The following is a 23,649-nucleotide window of genomic DNA, read 5'->3' on the forward strand; positions in this document are numbered from 1 at the left end:
AACTTAGAACTCCAGCCCAGCTTCACGAGCAGCATCAGCCAGCGCTTTAACGCGGCCGTGGTACTTGAAGCCAGAGCGGTCGAAAGCCACTTGCGAGACGCCAGCGGCCTTAGCACGCGTAGCGACCAGCTGGCCAACCTTTGTGGCCGCGTCGATGTTGCCAGTGGCACCATCACGCAGTTCTTTATCCAAAGTCGAGGCGCTTGCCAGGACTTTGTTGCCGTCGGCCGAGATGACCTGGGCGTAGATGTGCTGCGACGAGCGGAACACGCAGAGACGCACGACTTCTAGTTCGTGCATTTTCAGGCGTGCTTTGCGAGCGCGACGCAGTCGAGTAACTTTTTTGTCGGTCATTTGCTATGCCCTACTTCTTCTTGGCTTCTTTACGACGGACGACTTCGTCCGCGTAGCGCACACCTTTGCCTTTGTACGGCTCTGGTGGACGGAAGTCGCGGATCTCAGCGGCCACCTGACCTACCAGCTGCTTATCAATACCCTTGATCAGGATATCGGTTTGGCTAGGGGTCTCAGCGGTGATGCCTTCCGGCAGTTCGTAATCCACTGGGTGCGAGAAGCCAAGGGCAAGGTTCAAAACCGTGCCTTTTGCTTGCGCTTTGTAACCAACACCGACCAGCTGGAGCTTACGCTCGAAGCCTTGGCTTACGCCTTGGACCATGTTGTTTACCAACGCACGCGTGGTACCGGCCATTGCGCGAGTTTGTTGATCGCCATTGCGAGCAGCGAAACGCAGCTCACCAGCTTCTTCAACGATCTCAACGGACGAATGGATGTTCAGTTCAAGAGTGCCCTTGGCACCCTTCACCGAAAGCTGTTGGCCTGCGAATTTGACTTCGACACCGGCTGGCAGCTTAACGGGGTTCTTAGCGACGCGAGACATGCTTATCCCCCCTTAGAACACAGTGCAAAGAACTTCGCCGCCGACACCGGCAGCGCGCGCAGCACGATCCGTCATCACACCTTTGTTGGTGGAGACGATAGACACGCCCAGACCGCCACGAACTTTCGGCAGATCTTCAGCGGACTTGTACTGACGCAGGCCTGGACGGCTAACGCGCTTCACTTCCTCGATGACCGAACGGCCTTCGAAGTATTTCAGCTCGATGGACAGCAGTGGTTTGATTTCGCTGCTGATCTGATAACCCGCAATGTAGCCTTCGTCTTTCAGGACTTTGGCAACAGCTACCTTCAACTTGGAAGATGGCATGCTTACGACGGACTTTTCAGCCATCTGGGCATTACGGATACGAGTTAGCATGTCCGCTAACGGGTCCTGCATACTCATGGGCTAGACGCTCCTAATACAAAAAAATTAGCCTTGCGGCTACATATGTCGCCGAGAATCTCCGAGCATAGAAAACACGGGCTCAGGCGAGCCGGGTATTCTAGACACACTACGGAAATGAAACAAGCCCCAAAAGGGGCTTGTTCCAGATTCAAGGTCACCGGCGGTCAGTATCTTGCGATGCAGACCACCTGGACTTCGAAAGTACTTACCAGCTGGCTTTAACCAGACCTGGTACGTCACCACGCATTGCCGCTTCACGCAGTTTGTTACGGCCGAGGCCGAACTTGCGGTAAACGCCGTGTGGACGACCAGTCAGGCGGCAGCGGTTACGCATGCGCGAAGCGCTTGCGTCACGTGGCTGCTTCTGCAGAGCAACTGTAGCTTCCCAACGCGCTTCTGGACTTGCGTTCAGATCAACGATGATTGCTTTCAGTGCTGCACGCTTCTTGGCGTACTTGGCAACCGTGAGCTGACGCTTCAGCTCGCGGTTTTTCATGCTCATCTTGGCCATGGTCCTACTCCAATCAGTTGCGGAACGGGAATTTGAAAGCACGCAACAGGGCGCGACCTTCATCATCGTTCTTGGCAGTGGTGGTCAGGGTGATGTCCAGACCGCGGAGAGCATCGATCTTGTCGTAGTCGATTTCCGGGAAGATGATCTGCTCTTTCACGCCCATGCTGTAGTTACCACGACCATCGAAGGACTTGGCATTCAGGCCGCGGAAGTCGCGTACCCGAGGCAGGGAGATCGACAGCAGGCGATCCAGGAATTCGTACATACGCTCACGGCGCAGAGTCACTTTGACGCCGATCGGCCAACCTTCACGGACTTTAAAGCCAGCGATGGATTTCCGAGCGTAAGTCACAACGACTTTTTGACCGGTGATCTTTTCCAGGTCAGCAACAGCGTGCTCGATGACTTTTTTGTCACCGACCGCTTCGCCCAGACCCATGTTCAGGGTGATTTTGGTAACGCGTGGAACTTCCATCACGTTCGAAAGCTTAAGTTCTTCCTTAAGCTTAGGTGCGATTTCTTTCCAGTAAATCTCTTTTAGTCGTGCCATGGTCTTCTACCTAGCAGTGTTCAAGCATCAACCGCTTTTTGGGTCGACTTGAAGACACGAATTTTCTTGCCATCTTCTACTTTGAAACCAACGCGGTCAGCCTTGTTGGTTTCGCCATTGAAAATAGCGACGTTAGAAGCGTCCAGCGGAGCTTCTTTTTCGACGATACCGCCTTGTACGCCCGACATCGGGTTAGGCTTGGTATGACGCTTAACCAGGTTCAGACCACCGATAACCAAACGGTTATTAGCGAGAACCTTAAGCACCTTACCGCGCTTACCTTTGTCTTTGCCGGCGATCACGATGATCTCGTCGTCACGACGAATCTTTTGCATGTCGGATCTCCTTACAGCACTTCTGGGGCGAGCGAGACGATCTTCATGAACTTCTCAGTACGAAGTTCACGGGTCACTGGCCCAAAGATACGGGTGCCGATCGGCTCTTGCTTGTTGTTCAGAAGAACAGCAGCGTTGCCATCAAAGCGGATAATGGAGCCATCTGCACGGCGTACGCCGTGACGAGTGCGGACTACAACAGCAGTCATCACTTGGCCTTTTTTCACTTTACCGCGAGGAATTGCTTCCTTAACGGTAACCTTGATGATGTCACCGATACCAGCGTAACGACGATGGGAGCCACCCAGCACCTTGATGCACATAACACGGCGAGCGCCGCTGTTATCGGCCACATCGAGCATGGATTGAGTCTGAATCATATAATTTCTCCGACCCCTAGTCCTTAGACTTCCACAGCGCGTTCGAGAACATCAACCAGCGCCCAAGACTTAGTCTTGGCCAGCGGACGAGTTTCACGAATAGTGACTTTGTCGCCGATGTGGCACTGGTTGGTTTCGTCGTGCGCGTGCAGCTTAGTCGAACGCTTAACATATTTACCGTAGATCGGGTGCTTAACGCGACGCTCGATCAAAACGGTGATGGTTTTGTCCATCTTGTCGCTGACAACACGGCCAGTCAGCGTACGGACAGTCTTTTCGGCTTCAGCCATGATCACTTACCTGCCTGCTGGTTGAGCACAGTCTTCACGCGAGCGATGTCACGCTTAACTTGCGAGAGCAGATGAGACTGCCCCAACTGGCCAGTTGCTTTCTGCATACGCAGATTGAACTGGTCGCGCAGCAAGCCGAGCAGTTGCTCGTTCAGCTGCTGTGCGGATTTTTCACGAAGTTCATTCGCTTTCATCACATCACCGTCCGTTTAACAAAGGCGGTGGCGAGCGGCAGCTTTGCAGCAGCCAGGGCAAAAGCCTCACGCGCCAGCTCTTCAGTTACACCCTCGATTTCATACAGGACTTTGCCTGGCTGAATCTGGGCTACCCAGTATTCCACGTTACCCTTACCTTTACCCATCCGAACCTCGAGAGGTTTTTTGGAGATCGGCTTGTCCGGGAATACACGGATCCAGATCTTGCCGCCACGTTTAACGTGACGGGTCAGAGCACGACGCGCTGACTCGATCTGACGAGCGGTGAGACGACCACGAGCTACAGACTTCAGCGCGAACTCGCCGAAGCTGACTTTGCTACCGCGCTGTGCCAGGCCACGGTTGTGACCTGTCATCTGCTTGCGGAACTTCGTACGCTTAGGTTGCAACATTTGGCGTACCCCTTACTTAGCAGCTTTTTTACGAGGCGCTGGTGCTTGTGGTTTCAGTTCTTCTTGGCGACCACCAATTACTTCGCCTTTGAAGATCCAAACCTTTACACCGATCACACCGTAAGTGGTGTGAGCTTCGTAGTTGGCATAGTCGATGTCGGCACGCAGGGTGTGCAGTGGCACACGACCTTCGCGATACCATTCAGTACGTGCGATTTCAGCACCGCCGAGACGACCGCTCACTTGGATTTTGATGCCTTTGGCACCAATGCGCATGGCGTTCTGTACAGCGCGCTTCATAGCGCGACGGAACATTACGCGACGCTCCAGCTGCTGAGCTACGCTCTGCGCAACCAGCATACCGTCGAGCTCCGGCTTACGGATCTCTTCGATATTGATGTGCACAGGCACACCCATTTGCTTGGTCAGGTCCTGACGCAGTTTCTCAACATCTTCACCTTTCTTCCCGATAACGATACCTGGACGAGCGGTGTGGATGGTGATACGTGCAGTTTGTGCCGGACGATGGATATCGATACGGCTTACGGACGCGCTTTTTAGTTTGTCTTGGAGATACTCACGCACCTTCAGATCAGCGAACAAATAGTCCGCATAAGTCCGACCGTCTGCGTACCAGACGGAGGTGTGCTCCTTGACGATTCCCAGGCGAATGCCAATGGGATGTACTTTCTGACCCATCTCTTCGACTCCGTTACTTGTCAGCAACCTTGACAGTGATATGGCAAGACCGCTTGACGATGCGATCAGCACGGCCTTTGGCACGCGGCATGATACGCTTCAGCGAACGCCCTTCGTTGACGAAAACGGTGCTGACCTTCAGGTCATCAACGTCTGCGCCTTCGTTATGCTCGGCGTTGGCTACGGCCGACTCCAGCACTTTCTTCATGATCTCGGCGGCTTTCTTACTGCTGAAAGCCAACAGGTTGAGCGCTTCGCCCACCTTCTTCCCGCGGATCTGGTCGGCGACCAAGCGGGCTTTCTGGGCGGAGATTCGAGCGCCCGACAACTTAGCGGCTACTTCCATTTCCTTACCCCTTAACGCTTGGCTTTCTTGTCTGCCACGTGCCCACGATAAGTGCGGGTACCGGCAAACTCGCCTAGTTTGTGGCCGACCATGTCTTCGTTAACGAGAACTGGGACGTGTTGACGACCGTTGTGTACTGCGATGGTCAAACCGACCATTTGTGGCAGGATCATCGAACGACGCGACCAGGTCTTAACTGGTTTGCGATCGTTCTTTTCCGCCGCCACTTCGATCTTCTTCAGTAGGTGAAGATCAATAAAAGGACCTTTTTTCAGAGAACGTGGCACTGTCGTATCCCTCTAATTACTTGCGACGACGGACGATCATTTTGTCGGTACGCTTATTACCACGAGTCTTCGCGCCCTTAGTCGGGAAGCCCCATGGCGATACCGGATGACGACCACCAGAGGTACGACCTTCACCACCACCGTGTGGGTGGTCAACCGGGTTCATGGCAACACCACGAACGGTTGGGCGAACGCCACGCCAGCGTTTGGCACCAGCTTTACCCAGCGAACGCAGGCTGTGCTCGGAGTTCGAGACTTCACCCAGGGTCGCGCGGCATTCAGCCAGCACTTTACGCATCTCACCAGAACGCAGACGCAGGGTCACGTAGACACCTTCACGAGCGATCAGCTGAGCCGAAGCACCAGCGGAACGAGCGATTTGCGCGCCTTTACCTGGCTTCAATTCGATGCCGTGTACGGTGCTACCAACTGGAATGTTACGCAGTTGCAGAGCGTTGCCCGGCTTGATCGGTGCCAAAGCACCTGCGATCAGCTGGTCACCAGCACTCACGCCTTTAGGGGCGATGATGTAGCGACGCTCGCCATCTGCGTACAGCAGCAGAGCGATGTGAGCAGTACGGTTTGGATCGTATTCAATACGCTCGACAGTGGCAGTGATGCCATCTTTGTCGTTGCGACGGAAATCGACCAGACGATAATGCTGCTTATGGCCACCACCGATGTGACGAGTGGTAATACGACCATTGTTGTTACGACCACCAGTCTTCGATTTTTTCTCGAGCAGCGGTGCGTGAGGAGCGCCTTTATGCAGCTCCTGGTTGACCACCTTGACCACAAAACGGCGGCCAGGGGAAGTCGGTTTGCATTTAACGATTGCCATGATGCACCCCTTCCTTACTCAGCACTGCTGCTGAAATCGAGATCTTGGCCTGGCTGAAGGGAGATAACTGCCTTCTTCCAGTCATTACGCTTGCCCAGACCGCGAGCAGTGCGCTTGCTCTTACCCAGAACATTCAGGGTAGTAACACGCTCTACTTTCACGCTGAACAGGCTTTCGACGGCCTTCTTGATTTCCAGCTTGGTTGCGTCAGTTGCAACCTTGAAAACGAACTGGCCTTTCTTGTCAGCCAGAACCGTAGCCTTTTCGGAAACGTGCGGGCCAAGCAGAACTTTAAATACGCGTTCCTGGTTCATCCCAGCAGCTCCTCGAATTTCTTCACGGCCGACACGGTGATCAACACCTTGTCGTATGCGATCAGACTAACTGGATCGGAACCTTGCACGTCACGTACATCAACGTGTGGCAGGTTACGAGCAGCCAGGTACAGGTTCTGATCAACAGCTTCAGACACGATCAGAACGTCGGTCAGATTCATGTTGTTCAGTTTGCCCAGCAGGTCTTTGGTTTTTGGACCATCAACAGCGAAGTCCTGAACCACGACCAGACGATCAGTACGCACGAGTTCAGCAAGGATGGAGCGCAGAGCTGCGCGATACATCTTCTTGTTGAGCTTCTGAGTGTGATCCTGTGGACGAGCCGCGAAAGTGGTACCGCCGCCACGCCAGATTGGGCTACGGATAGTACCGGCACGAGCACGGCCAGTACCTTTCTGACGCCAAGGGCGCTTACCGCCACCACGTACGTCGGAACGGGTCTTTTGCTGCTTGCTACCTTGACGGCCGCCGGCCATGTAGGCCACGACTGCTTGGTGAACCAGCGTCTCGTTGAATTCGCCGCCAAATGTCAGTTCGGAAACTTCGATCGCTTGAGCGTCATTTACATTTAATTGCATGTCAGCTTCCCCTTAACCGCGAGCCTTGGCCGCTGGACGTACAACCAGGTTGCCGCCAGTAGCGCCAGGAACAGCACCCTTGACCAACAACAGATTGCGTTCAGCGTCGACGCGCACTACTTCGAGGGACTGCACGGTCACGCGCTCAGCGCCCATATGACCGGACATTTTTTTGCCCTTGAATACACGACCAGGAGTCTGGCACTGGCCAATAGAGCCCGGGACGCGGTGGGAAACGGAGTTACCGTGAGTGTTGTCTTGACCACGGAAATTCCAACGCTTGATCGTACCCTGGAAGCCTTTACCTTTGGACTGACCGGTTACATCAACCAGTTGACCAGCGGCGAAGATTTCAGCGTTGATCAGATCGCCAGCCTGGTAGTCGCCATCTTCAAGACGGAACTCCATAACAGTGCGACCAGCTGCAACGTTTGCTTTAGCGAAGTGACCTGCTTGAGCAGCAGTCACGCGCGAAGCACGACGCTCGCCGACAGTGACTTGCACTGCACGATAGCCATCGGTTTCTTCAGTTTTGAACTGGGTGACGCGATTCGGCTCGATCTCAATGACCGTGACCGGAATGGAGACACCTTCTTCGGTGAAAATACGGGTCATACCGCATTTACGACCGACTACACCAATAGTCATGTTGTAAACCTCATGAGTGTACGGGGCTTTCACCCGCTATGGCCGCCCATTTCAGAGCGTTACACGACTAAGACCCAAGTCTTAGCCGAGGCTGATCTGTACTTCCACACCGGCCGCCAGATCAAGCTTCATAAGCGCATCAACGGTTTTATCCGTTGGCTGGACGATGTCCAGTACGCGCTTATGAGTACGGATCTCGTACTGGTCACGCGCGTCTTTGTTGACGTGCGGGGAGACCAGAACGGTGAACCGCTCTTTACGGGTAGGCAGTGGAATTGGACCACGCACTTGAGCACCAGTACGTTTCGCGGTTTCCACGATTTCCTGGGTGGATTGGTCGATCAGGCGATGGTCAAAAGCCTTCAACCTGATACGGATTTGCTGATTTTGCATTGGATTTCAGACTCCGGCTGCTATTCCCAGCGAGCGCAATACGCCCGTTAAAAGGAGGCGCAATTCTATAGACGGCCCAGATAGGTGTCAACCCAATAAAAAAGGCCCCCGCTAAGCGGGGGCCTTCTCAAAACATCAAGGCTATCTCAGAAGAGATAATTACTCGATGATTTTAGCTACAACGCCAGCACCAACGGTACGGCCGCCTTCACGGATTGCGAAGCGCAGACCGTCTTCCATAGCGATGGTTTTGATCAGGGTGACAACCATTTTGATGTTGTCGCCTGGCATTACCATTTCTACGCCTTCCGGCAGCTCGCAGTTACCAGTAACGTCGGTAGTACGGAAGTAGAACTGTGGACGGTAGCCTTTGAAGAACGGAGTGTGACGACCGCCTTCTTCTTTGCTCAGCACGTACACTTCAGCTTCGAACTTGGTGTGCGGCTTAACCGAACCTGGCTTAACCAGAACCTGGCCACGCTCAACGTCGTCACGCTTGGTACCACGCAGCAGAACGCCGCAGTTCTCGCCAGCACGACCTTCGTCGAGCAGTTTACGGAACATTTCAACACCGGTGCAGGTGGTGACGGTAGTGTCACGCAGACCAACGATTTCCAGTGGATCTTGAACCTTAACGATACCGCGCTCGATACGACCAGTCACAACAGTACCACGACCGGAGATCGAGAATACGTCTTCGATTGGCATCAGGAACGGCTTGTCGATAACACGAACTGGATCTGGGATGTAGCTGTCCAGAGTTTCAACCAGTTTACGAACGGACGTGGTGCCCATTTCGTTGTCGTCTTTGCCTTCCAGAGCCATACGAGCAGAACCGATGATGATCGGAGTGTCGTCGCCTGGGAAGTCGTAAGTGCTCAGCAGATCGCGCACTTCCATCTCAACCAGTTCCAGCAGCTCAGCGTCGTCTACCAGGTCAGCCTTGTTCAGGTAAACCACGATGTACGGAACGCCTACCTGACGGGACAGCAGGATGTGCTCACGGGTTTGTGGCATCGGACCATCAGCGGCCGAACAAACCAGGATCGCGCCGTCCATCTGGGCAGCACCGGTGATCATGTTCTTCACATAGTCAGCGTGACCTGGGCAGTCAACGTGAGCGTAGTGACGGATCAGCGAGTTGTATTCAACGTGCGCGGTGTTGATGGTGATACCACGAGCTTTTTCTTCTGGTGCGCTGTCGATTTTATCGAAATCAACGATTGCGGAACCGAATACTTCGGAGCAAACGCGAGTCAGAGCAGCAGTCAGAGTGGTTTTACCGTGGTCAACGTGACCGATAGTGCCAACGTTGACGTGCGGTAGGGAACGATCAAATTTTTCTTTAGCCACGACAATTAACTCCTTGCCTAAAGGACTGAATCAGCCTTGTTTTTTGGATACAGTTTCAGCGATGTGCGCCGGAGCTGTGTTGTATTTTTTGAATTCCATAGAGTAGCTTGCGCGACCCTGAGACATGGAGCGAACGTCGGTCGCATAACCGAACATCTCACCCAACGGAACCTCGGCGCGAATCACTTTGCCGGAAACCGTGTCTTCCATACCCAAGATCATGCCGCGACGACGGTTGAGGTCGCCCATGACATCACCCATATAGTCTTCAGGTGTAACAACTTCTACCGCCATGATTGGCTCAAGCAACTCACCACCGCCCTTCTGGGCCAGTTGCTTGGTTGCCATGGAAGCAGCCACCTTAAACGCCATCTCGTTGGAGTCGACGTCGTGGTAAGAACCGTCAAAAACGGTTGCTTTCAGGCCGATCAGCGGATAGCCGGCAACAACACCGTTCTTCATCTGCTCTTCGATACCCTTCTGGATAGCAGGGATGTATTCCTTAGGAACAACACCACCCACTACTTCGTTCACGAATTGCAGACCTTCCTGACCTTCGTCAGCAGGAGCAAAACGGATCCAGCAGTGACCGAACTGACCACGACCGCCGGACTGACGAACGAACTTGCCTTCGATTTCACAGTTCTTCGTGATGCGCTCACGATAGGAAACCTGAGGCTTACCGATGTTGGCTTCGACGTTGAACTCACGGCGCATCCGGTCAACCAGGATGTCCAGGTGCAGCTCGCCCATGCCGGAGATGATCGTTTGACCAGTCTCTTCATCAGTCTTGACGCGGAAAGATGGATCTTCCTGAGCAAGTTTGCCCAGAGCGATACCCATTTTTTCCTGGTCATCCTTGGTCTTAGGCTCCACGGCAACCGAAATAACCGGCTCCGGGAAGTCCATACGAACCAGGATGATTGGCTTGTCAGCGTTGCACAAAGTCTCACCAGTGGTGACGTCCTTCATGCCGATCAAGGCCGCGATGTCACCAGCGCGCACTTCCTTGATCTCTTCGCGGGCGTTCGCGTGCATTTGCACCATACGACCCACGCGCTCTTTCTTGCCTTTAACCGAGTTGATTACGCCGTCGCCGGAGTTCAACACGCCCGAGTAAACACGGACGAAGGTCAAGGTACCCACGAATGGGTCAGTGGCAATTTTAAATGCCAGAGCAGAGAACGGTTCTGCATCGTCTGCATGACGCTCCAGCTCGATAGTCTCGTCATCCGGGTCAGTACCCTTGATGGCAGGAATATCAACTGGCGCAGGCAGGTAGTCGATCACAGCATCGAGAACCAGGGGAACACCCTTGTTCTTGAACGACGAACCGCAAACAGCCAAGACGATCTCACCAGCAATAGTACGCTGACGCAGAGCAGCCTTGATTTCCACGTTGGTGAGTTCTTCACCTTCGAGGTACTTGTTCATCAGCTCTTCGTTGGCTTCGGCCGCAGCTTCAACCATGTTGTTGCGCCATTCGTCAGCCAGTTCCTGCAGTTCAGCAGGGATAGGCTTACGAACAGGAACCATACCCTTGTCAGCATCGTTCCAGTAAACAGCTTCCATGGTCAGCAGATCGATCTGGCCTTGGAAGTTGTCTTCGGAACCGATAGCCAACTGGATTGGCACCGGGGTGTGACCCAGACGCTGCTTGATCTGACCGATCACGCGCAGGAAGTTCGCACCAGCACGGTCCATCTTGTTGACGTAAACAAGACGTGGAACGCCGTATTTGTTGGCTTGACGCCATACGGTTTCCGACTGAGGCTCAACACCCGAGGTGCCGCAGAACACAACGACAGCGCCGTCGAGTACGCGCAGGGAACGCTCAACTTCAATAGTGAAGTCTACGTGGCCCGGGGTATCGATTACGTTGAAGCGGTGCTCATCCTTGTACTGCTTCTCGGAACCTTTCCAGAAGGCGGTAATAGCAGCAGAAGTAATGGTAATACCACGCTCCTGCTCCTGAACCATCCAGTCTGTGGTCGCGGCGCCGTCATGCACCTCGCCCATCTTGTGACTTTTGCCGGTGTAAAACAGCACGCGCTCGGTGGTGGTGGTTTTACCAGCATCCACGTGAGCAACGATACCGATGTTACGGTAGCGGCTAATCGGAGTAGTACGAGCCATAAAGCCCTCGCAAAATTAGTGAAGCTAAGATTAGAAGCGGTAGTGCGAGAAAGCTTTGTTAGCTTCAGCCATACGGTGCACGTCTTCACGCTTCTTAACAGCAGCACCTTTACCTTCAGCAGCGTCCAACAGTTCGCCAGCCAAACGCAGAGCCATAGACTTCTCGCCGCGCTTACGGGCGAAGTCTACCAACCAGCGCATTGCCAGAGCATTACGACGGGACGGGCGAACTTCAACCGGAACCTGGTAAGTAGCACCGCCTACACGGCGCGACTTCACTTCGACCAGCGGAGCGATGGCGTCGAGAGCTTTCTCGAAGATTTCCAGGGGGTCGCTGTTCTTGCGTTCTTTAACCTTTTCCAGCGCGCCATAAACGATACGCTCGGCAACGGCTTTCTTGCCGCTTTCCATCACGTGGTTCATGAACTTGGCCAGAATTTGGCTTCCGTATTTTGGATCGTCAAGCACTTCGCGCTTGGCTGCTACGCGTCTTCTTGGCATGGATAAGCCCTCAAACGGTCTTCAGGTTCGCTCGGAATCAGTGCCCTTTCGGGACGCCTCCGACCTTACTCTTATCGACTCAGAAAATAAGATGATTCAGGTTTACAAAAAGCCGCTACTACTTAGGCTTCTTGGTACCGTACTTCGAACGACCCTGGTTACGACCTTTAACGCCGGAAGTATCCAAGGAGCCGCGTACGGTGTGGTAACGAACACCTGGCAAGTCTTTTACACGACCGCCGCGGATCAGTACCACGCTGTGCTCTTGCAGGTTGTGGCCTTCACCGCCGATGTACGAGGAAACCTCGAAACCGTTGGTCAGACGCACACGGCATACTTTACGCAGTGCCGAGTTAGGTTTTTTCGGCGTAGTGGTATACACGCGAGTGCATACGCCACGACGTTGCGGGCAGTTCTGCAGCGCAGGTACGTCGGATTTCTCGACGATACGCTTACGCGGCTGACGTACCAGCTGGTTGATAGTTGCCATCTACTAGCTCCACTGTTGTCTTGCGACGCTATTGTCTTGCAAGAAAAGCAAAATGGCAGGAACGAATTCCCGCCAAATTTAGGGGTACAAGAGTCTAAAGAGGATCTTGCCCCCAGTCAAGGCAAGGCCCCGACCTCCCCTCTCATCGAAGCGGGGCAAAATTGCCTCGATCCGACGAATGGGGGCTGCCAGGGCCCAGACTTATCTATCGCAGAACTCAGTTACCGCTTGAGTTCAGCGCTTCGGTCAGTGCAGCTTCCACTTCACTGGCGCTTACGCGCAGCGGCTTGTCGAGTTCACGGCGGCGCTTACGCTCGCTGTGGTAGGCCAAGCCGGTACCTGCCGGGATCAAACGACCCACGACCACGTTTTCTTTCAGGCCGCGCAGATAATCGCGCTTGCCGGTTACCGCTGCTTCGGTCAGTACGCGAGTGGTCTCCTGGAAGGAGGCCGCCGAGATGAACGACTCAGTGGACAACGACGCCTTGGTGATACCCAGCAACACACGAGTGAACTTGGAGACAAATTTGTCTTCCGCGCCCAGACGTTCGTTCTCTACCAGTACGTGAGTCAGTTCCATCTGGTCGCCCTTGATGAAACTGGAATCGCCGGATTCAGCGATTTCAACTTTACGCAGCATCTGACGCAGGATGGTCTCGATGTGCTTATCGTTGATCTTCACGCCTTGCAGACGATAAACGTCCTGGATCTCGTTAACGATGTACTTGGCCAGCGCACTCACACCCAGCAGACGCAGGATGTCGTGTGGATCGCTTGGGCCGTCGGAGATAACTTCGCCGCGGTTTACCTGTTCGCCTTCGAAGACGTTCAGGTGACGCCACTTCGGAATCAGCTCTTCGTACGGATCGCTACCGTCGTTCGGGGTAATGACCAGACGGCGCTTGCCTTTGGTCTCTTTACCGAACGCGATGGTGCCGCTGACTTCAGCCAGAATCGACGCTTCTTTCGGACGACGAGCTTCGAACAAGTCGGCAACACGCGGCAGACCACCGGTGATGTCACGGGTCTTCGAAGTTTCTTGCGGGATACGCGCGATAACATCACCGATCGCGATCTTCGCACCATCCGCTACACCGACAAGGGCGTTGGCTGGCAGGAAGTACTGAGCGATTACGTCAGTGCCTGGCAGCAACAAGTCCTTGCCGTTGTCATCGACCATCTTAACGGCAGGACGGATGTCTTTACCGGCAGCTGGACGATCTTTCGCGTCGAGTACTTCAATGTTGGTCATACCGGTCAATTCGTCAGTCTGACGCTTGATCGTGATGCCTTCTTCCATGCCCACGTAGGTCACGGTACCTTTCATTTCGGTAACGATTGGGTGAGTGTGCGGATCCCACTTGGCCACGATTGCGCCAGCGTCGACCTTGTCACCTTCTTTAACCGAAATCACAGCACCGTACGGCAGCTTGTAACGCTCACGCTCACGACCGTAGTCATCAGCGATCGCCAGCTCACCGGAACGGGACACAGCAACCAGGCAACCATCCACTCGCTCAACATGCTTCAGGTTGTGCAGACGGACGGTACCGCCATTCTTCACCTGAACGCTGTCGGCTGCGGAGGTCCGGCTTGCCGCACCACCAATGTGGAACGTACGCATGGTCAGCTGGGTACCCGGCTCACCGATGGACTGGGCAGCAATAACGCCGACCGCTTCACCGATGTTCACCTGGTGACCACGGGCCAAGTCACGGCCGTAGCACTTGGCACAAATGCCGTAGCGGGTTTCGCAGCTGATCGGCGAGCGAACAATCACTTCGTCGATGCTGTTGAGCTCGATGAACTCGACCCACTTCTCGTCTACCAAGGTGCCGGCAGGAACGATAATTTCCTCGGTACCTGGCTTGAATACGTCACGGGCGATTACTCGACCCAGTACGCGCTCACCCAACGGCTCTACAACGTCGCCGCCTTCGATGTGCGGAGTCATCAGCAGACCGTGTTCGGTACCGCAGTCAACTTCAGTCACAACCAAGTCTTGCGCAACGTCTACCAGACGACGAGTCAGGTAACCGGAGTTAGCGGTTTTCAACGCGGTATCCGCCAGACCTTTACGAGCACCGTGAGTCGAGATGAAGTACTGAAGTACGCTCAAACCTTCACGGAAGTTCGCAGTAATCGGCGTTTCGATGATGGAACCGTCCGGCTTGGCCATCAGGCCACGCATACCGGCGAGCTGACGGATCTGCGCAGCAGAACCCCGTGCGCCCGAGTCGGCCATCATGTACATCGAGTTGAAAGACTCTTGATCGACTTCTACGCCGTGACGGTCGATAACCTTCTCTTTCGAGAGGTTAGCCATCATCGCCTTCGACACTTCGTCGTTGGCCTTGGACCAAAGGTCGATCACTTTGTTGTACTTCTCGCCCTGGGTTACCAGGCCGGAGGCGTACTGGCTCTCGATTTCTTTCACTTCATCGGTAGCAGCACTGATGATCTGGGCTTTTTCATCCGGGATAACGAAGTCGTTAACACCGATGGAAACGCCGGAAATGGTCGAGTAAGCAAAACCGGTGTACATCAACTGGTCAGCGAAGATTACGGTCTCTTTCAAACCAACCACGCGGTAGCACTGGTTGATCAGCTTGGAGATCGCCTTTTTCTTCATCGGCAAGTTAACGACGTCGTACGACAGGCCTTTTGGCACAACTTGATACAACAGCGCACGGCCGACAGTGGTGTCGACGATACGGGTGCCGCTCACGCTGCCGCCGTCACGGTCGTTGACGGTTTCGTTGATCCGCACTTTGACCTTGGCGTGCAGTGCGGCTTCGCCGGCACGGAACACACGGTCAACTTCTTGCAGGTCAGCGAACACACGACCTTCGCCTTTAGCGTTGATCGCTTCACGCGTCATGTAGTACAGACCCAATACAACGTCCTGCGACGGAACGATGATTGGCTCACCGTTGGCTGGCGACAGAATGTTGTTGGTCGACATCATCAACGCACGCGCTTCCAACTGGGCTTCCAGTGTCAGCGGTACGTGCACGGCCATTTGGTCGCCGTCGAAGTCGGCGTTGTACGCAGCACAGACCAGAGGGTGCAGCTGGATAGCCTTACCTTCGATCAGTACCGGTTCAAACGCCTGGATACCAAGACGGTGAAGGGTCGGTGCACGGTTGAGGAGAACCGGGTGTTCGCGAATTACTTCGGCGAGAACGTCCCAAACCTCTGGCAGTTCGCGCTCGACCATTTTCTTGGCCGCTTTGATCGTGGTCGCGAGACCGCGCATTTCCAGCTTGCCAAAGATGAACGGCTTGAACAGCTCAAGTGCCATCTTCTTAGGCAGACCGCACTGGTGCAGACGCAGGGTCGGGCCTACGGTAATTACCGAACGACCGGAGTAGTCAACACGCTTACCGAGCAAGTTCTGACGGAAACGACCTTGCTTACCCTTGATCATGTCAGCCAAGGATTTCAGAGGACGCTTGTTGGAACCGGTGATAGCGCGGCCACGACGACCGTTGTCGAGCAGGGCATCGACAGCTTCTTGCAACATACGCTTTTCGTTGCGCACGATGATGTCCGGAGCGGACAGATCAAGCAGGCGCTTCAAGCGGTTGTTACGGTTGATCACGCGGCGGTACAGGTCGTTGAGGTCGGACGTCGCGAAACGACCACCGTCCAACGGTACCAGCGGACGCAGGTCTGGCGGCAGAACCGGCAGAACGGTCAGCACCATCCATTCTGGCAAGTTGCCGGAACCCTGGAAGGCTTCCATCAACTTCAGACGCTTGGACAGTTTCTTGATCTTGGTTTCGGAGTTGGTTTGCGGAATTTCTTCACGCAGACGGCCAATCTCGTGTTCCAAGTCGATAGCGTGCAGCAGTTCGCGGACGGCTTCAGCACCCATGCGGGCATCAAAGTCATCGCCGAACTCTTCCAGCGCTTCGAAGTACTGCTCGTCGTTCAGCAGCTGACCTTTTTCAAGGGTGGTCATGCCTGGATCGATAACGACATAGCTCTCGAAGTAGAGAACGCGTTCGATATCACGCAGGGTCATGTCCATCAGCAAGCCGATACGGGACGGCAGCGATTTCAGGAACCAGATGTGGGCAACCGGCGAAGCCAGTTCGATGTGCGCCATGCGCTCACGACGAACTTTAGCCAGCGCAACTTCAACGCCGCACTTCTCGCAGATCACACCACGGTGCTTCAAGCGCTTGTACTTACCGCACAGGCACTCGTAATCCTTTACCGGGCCAAAGATCTTGGCGCAGAACAGGCCGTCACGCTCAGGTTTGAACGTACGGTAGTTGATGGTTTCCGGCTTTTTAACTTCACCGAACGACCACGAACGGATCATCTCAGGCGATGCCAATCCAATACGGATGGCGTCGAACTCTTCGACTTGACCCTGGTTTTTCAGCAAATTCAGTAGGTCTTTCAAGGCCTTTCCTCCTGGCGGAGCAGAGAGCGGGCTAAACAGCCCCGCTCTCGATTCGCGTCACGTGTTATTCGGTTTCCAGATCGATATCGATGCCGAGGGAACGAATTTCTTTGATCAACACGTTGAAGGACTCGGGCATGCCCGGCTCCATACGGTGATCGCCGTCCACGATGTTTTTGTACATCTTGGTCCGACCGTTCACATCGTCCGACTTCACTGTGAGCATTTCTTGCAGAGTGTAAGCAGCACCGTATGCTTCCAGTGCCCAGACCTCCATCTCCCCGAAACGCTGACCACCGAACTGAGCCTTACCACCCAGCGGCTGCTGGGTAACCAGGCTGTACGAACCGGTAGAACGAGCGTGCATCTTGTCGTCTACCAAGTGGTTCAGCTTCAGCATGTACATGTAGCCAACAGTAACCGGGCGCTCAAACTTGTTGCCGGTACGGCCGTCGAACAGCTGCATCTGGCCGCTTTCTGGCAGGTCTGCCAGTTTCAGCATGGCCTTGATTTCGCTTTCCTTGGCACCGTCGAACACCGGGGTAGCCATTGGAACGCCGCCGCGCAGGTTCTTCGCCAGATCCAGGATTTCCTGGTCGGTGAAGGTGTCCAGCTCTTCGTTGCGACCGCCGATCTCGTTGTAGATCTCGTGCAGGAACTTGCGCAGGTCTGCGACCTTGCGCTGCTCTTCGATCATACGGTTGATCTTCTCACCCAGACCTTTGGCCGCGAGGCCCAGGTGGGTTTCAAGGATCTGACCAACGTTCATACGCGAAGGTACGCCCAACGGGTTGAGGACGACGTCGACCGGGGTGCCATTGGCATCGTGCGGCATGTCTTCAACCGGCATGATCACGGAGACCACACCTTTGTTACCGTGACGACCGGCCATCTTGTCGCCCGGTTGGATGCGGCGACGGATTGCCAGGTAAACCTTGACGATTTTCAGCACGCCTGGAGCCAGGTCATCGCCCTGCTGCAGTTTGCGCTTCTTGTCTTCGAACTTGTCGTCCAGCAGACGGCGACGATCAACGATGTAGGCCTGGGCCTTCTCGAGCTGCTCGTTCAGAGCATCTTCAGCCATGCGCAGTTTGAACCACTGGCCGTGCTCAAGACCGTCGAGGATTTCGTCGGTGATGTCCTGACCTTTCTTCAGACCTGCGCCGCCTTCGGCCTTGTGGCCTACCAGAGCGGAACGCAGACGTTCGAAGGTCGCGCCTTCAACGATACGGAACTCTTCGTTCAGGTCCTTGCGGATCTCGTCGAGTTGAGTCTTCTCGATGGACAGTGCACGAGCATCACGCTCAACGCCGTCACGGGTGAAGACCTGTACGTCGATGACAGTACCCTTGGTACCGGTAGGTACACGCAGGGAGGTGTCTTTAACGTCGCTGGCTTTTTCACCGAAGATGGCACGCAACAGCTTCTCTTCCGGAGTCAGTTGGGTCTCGCCTTTCGGAGTGACCTTACCTACCAGAATGTCGCCCGCGCCAACTTCAGCACCTACGTAAACGATACCCGCTTCGTCCAGCTTGTTCAGTGCAGCTTCACCCACGTTCGGGATGTCTGCAGTGATTTCCTCTGGCCCAAGCTTGGTGTCACGTGCCACACAGGTCAGTTCCTGAATGTGGATCGTGGTGAAGCGATCTTCCTGAACCACACGCTCGGACAGGCAGATGGAGTCTTCGAAGTTGTAACCGTTCCAGGCCATGAACGCGATGCGCATGTTCTGACCCAGTGCCAGCTCACCCATATCGGTGGAAGGACCGTCAGCCATGATGTCGCTGCGCTGAACCCGATCACCCTTGCTCACCAGCGGACGCTGGTTGATGCAGGTGTTCTGGTTGGAGCGGGTGTATTTGGTCAGGTTGTAGATGTCGACACCGGCTTCGCCAGTTTCAACTTCGTCATCGGCAACACGAACCACGATACGGCTGGCATCAACGGAGTCGATCACGCCGCCACGACGAGCCACGACGCAAACGCCGGAGTCACGGGCTACGTTACGCTCCATGCCGGTACCTACCAGCGGCTTGTCAGCGCGCAGGGTGGGTACAGCTTGACGCTGCATGTTGGAACCCATCAACGCACGGTTGGCGTCATCGTGTTCCAGGAACGGGATCAGCGACGCTGCAACCGAAACTACCTGCTTCGGCGATACGTCCATCAAGGTGACGTCTTCCGGCGCCTTGACGGTGAACTCGTTCAAGTGACGAACAGCGACCAGCTCGTCGATCAGCATTTTCTTATCGTTCATCGTGGCCGAAGCCTGAGCGATCACGTGATCAGCTTCTTCGATGGCAGACAGGAACACGATCTCGTCGGTGACCAGAGCGTCTTTCACTACACGGTACGGGCTCTCGAGGAAGCCGTACTGGTTAGTGCGCGCATAAGCGGCCAGGGAGTTGATCAGGCCGATGTTCGGACCTTCCGGCGTTTCGATCGGGCAAACACGACCGTAGTGCGTCGGGTGTACGTCACGAACTTCAAAGCCTGCACGCTCACGGGTCAGACCGCCCGGGCCCAGTGCGGAAACACGGCGCTTGTGGGTGATCTCGGAGAGCGGGTTGTTCTGGTCCATGAACTGCGAGAGCTGGCTGGAACCGAAGAACTCTTTCACCGCTGCAGCCACTGGCTTGGCGTTGATCAGGTCTTGCGGCATCAGGCCTTCGCTTTCAGCCATCGACAGACGCTCTTTGACCGCACGCTCAACACGTACCAGGCCAACGCGGAACTGGTTCTCGGCCATTTCGCCTACGCAGCGAACACGACGGTTACCCAGGTGGTCGATGTCATCGACGATGCCTTTACCGTTACGGATGTCGACCAGGGTCTTCAGTACCGCGACGATGTCTTCCTTGCACAACACGCCCGAACCTTCGATCTCGGTACGACCGATACGACGGTTGAACTTCATCCGGCCGACCGCAGACAGGTCATAGCGCTCAGGGCTGAAGAACAGGTTATTGAACAGGGTCTCGGCAGCGTCTTTGGTTGGTGGCTCACCAGGACGCATCATGCGATAGATCTCGACCAGCGCTTCCAATTGGTTGCTGGTGGAGTCGATCTTCAGTGTGTCGGAGACGAACGGACCGCAGTCGATGTCGTTGGTGTACAGGGTCTCGATGCGAACAACCTGAGCCTTGGCGATTTTCGCCAGGATCTCGGTGTTCAGCTCGGTGTTGCACTCAGCCAGGATTTCGCCTGTAGCTGGGTGAACGATGACCTTGGCGGTGGTGCGGCCCAAAACGTAGTCCAGAGGCACATCCAGCGACTTGATACCGGCTTTTTCGATCTGGTTGATGTGGCGCGCAGTAATACGGCGACCAGCCTCAACGATGACCTTGCCATTCTCATCCTGGATGTCCAGGACAGCAATTTCACCACGCAGACGCGAAGCAATCAGTTCCAGGCTGAGGGTTTCATCCTTCAGGCTGAATACGTTGGTGGTGTAGAAAGCATCCAGCACTTGCTCAGTGGTATAGCCGAGCGCGCGCAGCAGTACCGAGGCCGGCAGCTTACGACGACGGTCGATACGCACGAACACGCAGTCTTTCGGGTCGAACTCGAAGTCCAACCACGAGCCGCGGTACGGAATGATCCGCGCGGAGTACAGGAGCTTACCGGAGCTGTGCGTCTTGCCGCGGTCGTGGTCGAAGAACACGCCCGGGGAACGGTGCAGCTGGGAAACGATAACGCGCTCAGTACCGTTGATAACGAAGGTACCGTTTTCAGTCATCAGTGGGATTTCGCCCATGTAGACTTCTTGCTCTTTGATGTCCTTGATCGCTTTGTTCGACGATTCTTTGTCGAAAATGATCAGACGGACTTTTACCCGCAAAGGTACGGCGTACGTAACACCGCGTAACACGCATTCTTTGACATCAAATGCCGGTTCGCCCAGGCGATAACCCACGTACTCCAGCGCAGCATTGCCGGAGTAGCTGATGATCGGGAAAACGGATTTGAAGGCCGCATGCAGGCCCACGTCGCGGAACTGATCTTTAGTCGCTCCCGCTTGCAAGAATTCACGATACGAATCCAGCTGGATAGCCAGAAGGTACGGGACATCCATGACGTCCGGCAACTTGCTAAAGTCCTTGCGGATACGTTTTTTCTCAGTATATGAGTAAGCCATCAGCGTTCCCCAGCTTGGTCACCTGCTTGTTTGGCCCCTCCCGACGGGAGCAGCCAGAAAATCTCGCAAACCCCATGGTTTGCACCACCGCATCGGGTGGCTACAGCACGTTAATGGCGGCGACCGAGTCGACAGCCAACAACGGAAAAAGGCCGGTGGCAAGAGCCACCAGCCATCAGCCTTCAGCTTAACGCTTGGGCTGGAGACGCAAGGTCGATGCTTACTTCAGCTCGACTTTAGCGCCTGCTTCTTCCAAAGCAGCTTTGGCTTTGTCAGCTGCGTCTTTCGATACGGCTTCCAGAACCATGCCTGGAGCAGCGTCAACTACAGCCTTGGCTTCTTTCAGGCCCAGACCGGTCAGTTCACGTACTGCCTTGATCACGTTTACTTTCTTCTCGCCGGATTCCAACAGCATAACGTTGAATTCGGTTTGTTCTTCAGCAGCAACAGCAGCAACAGCTGGGCCAGCAGAAGCAGCGGCAGCGGAAACGCCGAATTTTTCTTCGAAAGCTTTGATCAGCTCAACAACCTGCAGAACCGACATTTCAGCTACGGCGTTGAGGATATCGTCTTGGGAGATAGACATTGCTGTATTTCCTGAATTGGGGGACGGCCTACGCGGCCATCGAAATAAACAAAAAAACGCGAGAGAGGTTGCTCAGCCTTAGGCTGCGGCAGCTTCTTTTTGCTCGCGAACTGCGGCCAGAGTACGAGCCAACTTGCTGGTAGCGCCTTGAATCACGCTCATCAGCTGAGAAATAGCTTCGTTACGGGTCGGCAGTGTTGCCAGTACGTCGATTTGGTTAGCTGCGAGGAACTTGCCCTCGAACGCAGCTGCCTTGATCTCGAACTTATCCTGACTCTTAGCGAATTCTTTGAACAAACGGGCAGCAGCGCCTGGATGATCTTTGGAGAACGCAATCAGAGTCGGGCCAGTGAACACGTCGTTGAGAACACTGTATTCAGTGTCTGCAACAGCGCGTTTGAGCAGGGTATTACGCACAACACGTACGTATACGCCAGCTTCACGAGCCTCTTTACGGAGTCCGGTCATAGCGCTTACTGTCACACCACGGGCATCAGCCACGACAGCGGACAGAGCAGCTTTGGCAGCCTCGTTGACTTCAGCGACGATGGCCTTCTTGTCTTCGAGATTAATTGCCACGGGTTTAACTCCTGCTTGTTACCGTTTCATCTGGCCGAAGCCGGATGTCGTTTTGGTGTCTGATTCGGTAAGGAACCGGGAGCACCATCTGCGTAGGCTTTTGGTTTAAGGCTTACGCCGCCTACGGTCTTGGATAGCCCCCGCCAGGCAGGGACCCCAATTTTTTCAATTAGCGCGATCTCTCGCGCCAATCTGTGTCTTATACGTCCAGCGAGCCTTGGTCGATGACCAGACCTGGGCCCATAGTGGTGCTCAGGGTAACGCGCTTGACGTAGATACCTTTCGAGGAAGCTGGCTTGATACGCTTCAGATCAGCGATCAGGGCTTCAACGTTTTCCTTCAGCTTGACGGCGTCGAAGCCGACTTTGCCAACGGAGGTGTGAATGATGCCGTTTTTGTCGGTGCGATAACGAACCTGACCAGCCTTGGCGTTTTTAACCGCGGTAGCTACGTCTGGCGTTACGGTGCCAACTTTAGGGTTAGGCATCAGACCGCGTGGACCGAGGATCTGACCCAACTGACCTACAACGCGCATTGCATCCGGGGAAGCAATGACTACGTCGTAGTTCAGGTCGCCGCCTTTCATTTCGGCAGCCAGGTCGTCCATACCAACGCGGTCTGCGCCGGCGGCCAGAGCAGCTTCAGCTGCCGGGCCTTGAGTGAAGACAGCAACACGTACAGTCTTGCCAGTACCGTGTGGCAGCACAGTAGCGCTACGAACGACCTGGTCGGATTTACGTGGGTCAACACCCAGGTTTACAGCAACGTCAACGGACTCGCTGAACTTGACAGTCGACAGCTCGGTCAGCAGGGCAGCAGCGTCTACAAAGTTGTAGGCCTTGCCTGCTTCGATTTTGCCGGCGATAGCCTTTTGGCGCTTGGTCAGCTTAGCCATTACACACCCTCCACGTTAAGGCCCATGCTACGAGCAGAACCGGCGATGGTACGCACGGCTGCATCCATATCAGCTGCAGTCAGATCCGCGTTTTTGGTTTTCGCGATTTCTTCCAGCTGAGCACGAGTTACGGTGCCAACCTTAACGGTGTTAGGACGAGCGGAACCGCTAGTCAGACCAGCAGCCTTCTTCAACAAAACCGAAGCCGGGGTCGACTTGGTTTCGAAAGTGAAGCTACGGTCGCTATATACAGTGATGATCACTGGAGTCGGCAGACCTGGCTCAATACCCTGAGTACGGGCGTTGAAGGCCTTGCAGAATTCCATGATGTTCACGCCGTGCTGACCCAGAGCTGGGCCGACAGGTGGACTTGGGTTGGCCTGAGCGGCCTTCACTTGCAGCTTGATGTAAGCGGTAATCTTCTTGGCCATGAGGCACTCCAATT

28 protein-coding genes are annotated in these 23,649 nt (G+C 54.9%); all 28 read right to left on the reverse strand.

Annotation, left to right across the window (positions count from 1 at the left end; translation table 11 throughout):
- Positions 1–3 precede the first annotated feature (3 nt).
- Positions 4–354 carry a 50S ribosomal protein L18 gene (gene rplR, locus GJU48_RS21730; protein WP_003186037.1) on the reverse strand — a complete coding sequence of 117 codons (351 nt, stop codon included), beginning with the start codon at positions 352–354 and terminating at the stop codon, positions 4–6.
- Between the two features lie 10 nt (positions 355–364).
- The gene (rplF, locus tag GJU48_RS21735) at positions 365–898 is read right to left on the reverse strand and encodes a 50S ribosomal protein L6 (RefSeq protein ID WP_003176412.1); all 534 of its coding nucleotides are present in this window, start codon (positions 896–898) and stop codon (positions 365–367) included.
- Positions 899–910: 12 nt separating this feature from the next.
- Positions 911–1,303, reverse strand: coding sequence for a 30S ribosomal protein S8 (rpsH, locus tag GJU48_RS21740; protein WP_003176413.1), 393 nt, complete (start codon positions 1,301–1,303; stop codon positions 911–913).
- A 208-nt stretch (positions 1,304–1,511) separates the two neighbouring features.
- The gene (rpsN, locus tag GJU48_RS21745; RefSeq protein WP_003176414.1) at positions 1,512–1,817 is read right to left on the reverse strand and encodes a 30S ribosomal protein S14; all 306 of its coding nucleotides are present in this window, start codon (positions 1,815–1,817) and stop codon (positions 1,512–1,514) included.
- Positions 1,818–1,830: 13 nt separating this feature from the next.
- Positions 1,831–2,370, reverse strand: a complete 540-nt coding sequence (gene rplE, locus GJU48_RS21750; protein WP_003176415.1) for a 50S ribosomal protein L5 — start codon at positions 2,368–2,370, stop codon at positions 1,831–1,833.
- 20 nt (positions 2,371–2,390) lie between these two features.
- On the reverse strand, positions 2,391–2,705 hold the full coding sequence (gene rplX / locus GJU48_RS21755) for a 50S ribosomal protein L24 (RefSeq protein ID WP_003176416.1): 315 nt from the start codon (positions 2,703–2,705) through the stop codon (positions 2,391–2,393).
- A gap of 11 nt (positions 2,706–2,716) precedes the next feature.
- On the reverse strand, positions 2,717–3,085 hold the full coding sequence (rplN, locus tag GJU48_RS21760) for a 50S ribosomal protein L14 (RefSeq protein WP_002555479.1): 369 nt from the start codon (positions 3,083–3,085) through the stop codon (positions 2,717–2,719).
- Between the two features lie 23 nt (positions 3,086–3,108).
- Complete coding sequence (gene rpsQ, locus GJU48_RS21765; RefSeq protein WP_003176419.1) at positions 3,109–3,375, reverse strand: 30S ribosomal protein S17; 267 nt, start codon at positions 3,373–3,375, stop codon at positions 3,109–3,111.
- A 2-nt stretch (positions 3,376–3,377) separates the two neighbouring features.
- Positions 3,378–3,569 (reverse strand): 50S ribosomal protein L29, encoded by a 192-nt coding sequence (gene rpmC / locus GJU48_RS21770; protein ID WP_002555481.1) that lies wholly within the window; start codon positions 3,567–3,569, stop codon positions 3,378–3,380.
- Positions 3,569–3,982, reverse strand: coding sequence for a 50S ribosomal protein L16 (gene rplP, locus GJU48_RS21775; protein ID WP_003232424.1), 414 nt, complete (start codon positions 3,980–3,982; stop codon positions 3,569–3,571). The genes rpmC and rplP overlap by 1 nt, the downstream gene beginning before the upstream one ends.
- 12 nt (positions 3,983–3,994) lie before the next feature.
- Positions 3,995–4,681, reverse strand: coding sequence for a 30S ribosomal protein S3 (rpsC, locus tag GJU48_RS21780; protein WP_003176422.1), 687 nt, complete (start codon positions 4,679–4,681; stop codon positions 3,995–3,997).
- A gap of 13 nt (positions 4,682–4,694) precedes the next feature.
- A complete protein-coding gene (rplV, locus tag GJU48_RS21785) occupies positions 4,695–5,027 on the reverse strand; it encodes a 50S ribosomal protein L22 (RefSeq protein WP_003103908.1) in 333 nt (110 codons plus the stop codon).
- A gap of 11 nt (positions 5,028–5,038) precedes the next feature.
- Positions 5,039–5,314 (reverse strand): 30S ribosomal protein S19, encoded by a 276-nt coding sequence (rpsS, locus tag GJU48_RS21790; protein WP_002555486.1) that lies wholly within the window; start codon positions 5,312–5,314, stop codon positions 5,039–5,041.
- Between the two features lie 16 nt (positions 5,315–5,330).
- Positions 5,331–6,155, reverse strand: coding sequence for a 50S ribosomal protein L2 (gene rplB / locus GJU48_RS21795; RefSeq protein WP_032884535.1), 825 nt, complete (start codon positions 6,153–6,155; stop codon positions 5,331–5,333).
- Between the two features lie 14 nt (positions 6,156–6,169).
- Positions 6,170–6,469 (reverse strand): 50S ribosomal protein L23, encoded by a 300-nt coding sequence (rplW, locus tag GJU48_RS21800; RefSeq protein WP_002555488.1) that lies wholly within the window; start codon positions 6,467–6,469, stop codon positions 6,170–6,172.
- A complete protein-coding gene (rplD, locus tag GJU48_RS21805) occupies positions 6,466–7,068 on the reverse strand; it encodes a 50S ribosomal protein L4 (RefSeq protein WP_058414071.1) in 603 nt (200 codons plus the stop codon). The genes rplW and rplD overlap by 4 nt, the downstream gene beginning before the upstream one ends.
- Before the next feature lie 12 nt (positions 7,069–7,080).
- Positions 7,081–7,716, reverse strand: coding sequence for a 50S ribosomal protein L3 (rplC, locus tag GJU48_RS21810; RefSeq protein ID WP_003194649.1), 636 nt, complete (start codon positions 7,714–7,716; stop codon positions 7,081–7,083).
- 81 nt (positions 7,717–7,797) lie between these two features.
- The gene (gene rpsJ / locus GJU48_RS21815) at positions 7,798–8,109 is read right to left on the reverse strand and encodes a 30S ribosomal protein S10 (protein ID WP_003186070.1); all 312 of its coding nucleotides are present in this window, start codon (positions 8,107–8,109) and stop codon (positions 7,798–7,800) included.
- Positions 8,110–8,268: 159 nt separating this feature from the next.
- Positions 8,269–9,462 (reverse strand): elongation factor Tu, encoded by a 1,194-nt coding sequence (gene tuf / locus GJU48_RS21820; RefSeq protein WP_003176426.1) that lies wholly within the window; start codon positions 9,460–9,462, stop codon positions 8,269–8,271.
- Positions 9,463–9,492: 30 nt separating this feature from the next.
- The gene (gene fusA, locus GJU48_RS21825) at positions 9,493–11,598 is read right to left on the reverse strand and encodes an elongation factor G (protein ID WP_015886136.1); all 2,106 of its coding nucleotides are present in this window, start codon (positions 11,596–11,598) and stop codon (positions 9,493–9,495) included.
- A gap of 30 nt (positions 11,599–11,628) precedes the next feature.
- Positions 11,629–12,099 carry a 30S ribosomal protein S7 gene (gene rpsG / locus GJU48_RS21830; RefSeq protein ID WP_002555493.1) on the reverse strand — a complete coding sequence of 157 codons (471 nt, stop codon included), beginning with the start codon at positions 12,097–12,099 and terminating at the stop codon, positions 11,629–11,631.
- 118 nt (positions 12,100–12,217) lie between these two features.
- Positions 12,218–12,589, reverse strand: coding sequence for a 30S ribosomal protein S12 (gene rpsL, locus GJU48_RS21835; RefSeq protein WP_002555494.1), 372 nt, complete (start codon positions 12,587–12,589; stop codon positions 12,218–12,220).
- A gap of 217 nt (positions 12,590–12,806) precedes the next feature.
- Positions 12,807–17,006, reverse strand: a complete 4,200-nt coding sequence (gene rpoC / locus GJU48_RS21840; protein ID WP_094950472.1) for a DNA-directed RNA polymerase subunit beta' — start codon at positions 17,004–17,006, stop codon at positions 12,807–12,809.
- A gap of 64 nt (positions 17,007–17,070) precedes the next feature.
- A complete protein-coding gene (gene rpoB, locus GJU48_RS21845) occupies positions 17,071–21,144 on the reverse strand; it encodes a DNA-directed RNA polymerase subunit beta (RefSeq protein ID WP_094950473.1) in 4,074 nt (1,357 codons plus the stop codon).
- A 220-nt stretch (positions 21,145–21,364) separates the two neighbouring features.
- Positions 21,365–21,730 (reverse strand): 50S ribosomal protein L7/L12, encoded by a 366-nt coding sequence (rplL, locus tag GJU48_RS21850; RefSeq protein WP_094950474.1) that lies wholly within the window; start codon positions 21,728–21,730, stop codon positions 21,365–21,367.
- 78 nt (positions 21,731–21,808) lie between these two features.
- On the reverse strand, positions 21,809–22,309 hold the full coding sequence (gene rplJ / locus GJU48_RS21855; RefSeq protein ID WP_056861893.1) for a 50S ribosomal protein L10: 501 nt from the start codon (positions 22,307–22,309) through the stop codon (positions 21,809–21,811).
- A 199-nt stretch (positions 22,310–22,508) separates the two neighbouring features.
- A complete protein-coding gene (rplA, locus tag GJU48_RS21860; protein WP_003232403.1) occupies positions 22,509–23,204 on the reverse strand; it encodes a 50S ribosomal protein L1 in 696 nt (231 codons plus the stop codon).
- A complete protein-coding gene (gene rplK, locus GJU48_RS21865; RefSeq protein WP_003210097.1) occupies positions 23,204–23,635 on the reverse strand; it encodes a 50S ribosomal protein L11 in 432 nt (143 codons plus the stop codon). Before rplK ends, rplA begins: the two co-directional genes overlap by 1 nt.
- Between the last annotated feature and the right edge of the window lie 14 nt (positions 23,636–23,649).

Origin of the sequence: Pseudomonas sp. IB20, assembly GCF_009707325.1 — a bacterium.
In the GTDB taxonomy this organism is placed as follows: domain Bacteria; phylum Pseudomonadota; class Gammaproteobacteria; order Pseudomonadales; family Pseudomonadaceae; genus Aquipseudomonas.

What these genes read in the sequence shown, in the direction of transcription:
- rplL (WP_094950474.1), bottom strand. Translation starts at nt 21,730, where the DNA reads ATGTCTATCTCCCAAGACGATATCCTCAACGCCGTAGCTGAAATGTCG.
- rplR (WP_003186037.1), bottom strand. Translation starts at nt 354, where the DNA reads ATGACCGACAAAAAAGTTACTCGACTGCGTCGCGCTCGCAAAGCACGC.
- rplK (WP_003210097.1), bottom strand. Translation starts at nt 23,635, where the DNA reads ATGGCCAAGAAGATTACCGCTTACATCAAGCTGCAAGTGAAGGCCGCT.
- rpoB (WP_094950473.1), bottom strand. Translation starts at nt 21,144, where the DNA reads ATGGCTTACTCATATACTGAGAAAAAACGTATCCGCAAGGACTTTAGC.
- rplF (WP_003176412.1), bottom strand. Translation starts at nt 898, where the DNA reads ATGTCTCGCGTCGCTAAGAACCCCGTTAAGCTGCCAGCCGGTGTCGAA.
- rpsN (WP_003176414.1), bottom strand. Translation starts at nt 1,817, where the DNA reads ATGGCCAAGATGAGCATGAAAAACCGCGAGCTGAAGCGTCAGCTCACG.
- rplX (WP_003176416.1), bottom strand. Translation starts at nt 2,705, where the DNA reads ATGCAAAAGATTCGTCGTGACGACGAGATCATCGTGATCGCCGGCAAA.
- rplW (WP_002555488.1), bottom strand. Translation starts at nt 6,469, where the DNA reads ATGAACCAGGAACGCGTATTTAAAGTTCTGCTTGGCCCGCACGTTTCC.
- rplC (WP_003194649.1), bottom strand. Translation starts at nt 7,716, where the DNA reads ATGACTATTGGTGTAGTCGGTCGTAAATGCGGTATGACCCGTATTTTC.
- fusA (WP_015886136.1), bottom strand. Translation starts at nt 11,598, where the DNA reads ATGGCTCGTACTACTCCGATTAGCCGCTACCGTAACATCGGTATCGTT.
- rpsL (WP_002555494.1), bottom strand. Translation starts at nt 12,589, where the DNA reads ATGGCAACTATCAACCAGCTGGTACGTCAGCCGCGTAAGCGTATCGTC.
- rpsH (WP_003176413.1), bottom strand. Translation starts at nt 1,303, where the DNA reads ATGAGTATGCAGGACCCGTTAGCGGACATGCTAACTCGTATCCGTAAT.
- rplA (WP_003232403.1), bottom strand. Translation starts at nt 23,204, where the DNA reads ATGGCTAAGCTGACCAAGCGCCAAAAGGCTATCGCCGGCAAAATCGAA.
- rpsC (WP_003176422.1), bottom strand. Translation starts at nt 4,681, where the DNA reads ATGGGTCAGAAAGTACATCCCATTGGCATTCGCCTGGGAATCGTCAAG.
- rpmC (WP_002555481.1), bottom strand. Translation starts at nt 3,569, where the DNA reads ATGAAAGCGAATGAACTTCGTGAAAAATCCGCACAGCAGCTGAACGAG.
- rplB (WP_032884535.1), bottom strand. Translation starts at nt 6,155, where the DNA reads ATGGCAATCGTTAAATGCAAACCGACTTCCCCTGGCCGCCGTTTTGTG.
- rplE (WP_003176415.1), bottom strand. Translation starts at nt 2,370, where the DNA reads ATGGCACGACTAAAAGAGATTTACTGGAAAGAAATCGCACCTAAGCTT.
- rplD (WP_058414071.1), bottom strand. Translation starts at nt 7,068, where the DNA reads ATGCAATTAAATGTAAATGACGCTCAAGCGATCGAAGTTTCCGAACTG.
- rpsG (WP_002555493.1), bottom strand. Translation starts at nt 12,099, where the DNA reads ATGCCAAGAAGACGCGTAGCAGCCAAGCGCGAAGTGCTTGACGATCCA.
- rplP (WP_003232424.1), bottom strand. Translation starts at nt 3,982, where the DNA reads ATGTTGCAACCTAAGCGTACGAAGTTCCGCAAGCAGATGACAGGTCAC.
- rplV (WP_003103908.1), bottom strand. Translation starts at nt 5,027, where the DNA reads ATGGAAGTAGCCGCTAAGTTGTCGGGCGCTCGAATCTCCGCCCAGAAA.
- rpsQ (WP_003176419.1), bottom strand. Translation starts at nt 3,375, where the DNA reads ATGGCTGAAGCCGAAAAGACTGTCCGTACGCTGACTGGCCGTGTTGTC.
- rplN (WP_002555479.1), bottom strand. Translation starts at nt 3,085, where the DNA reads ATGATTCAGACTCAATCCATGCTCGATGTGGCCGATAACAGCGGCGCT.
- rpsJ (WP_003186070.1), bottom strand. Translation starts at nt 8,109, where the DNA reads ATGCAAAATCAGCAAATCCGTATCAGGTTGAAGGCTTTTGACCATCGC.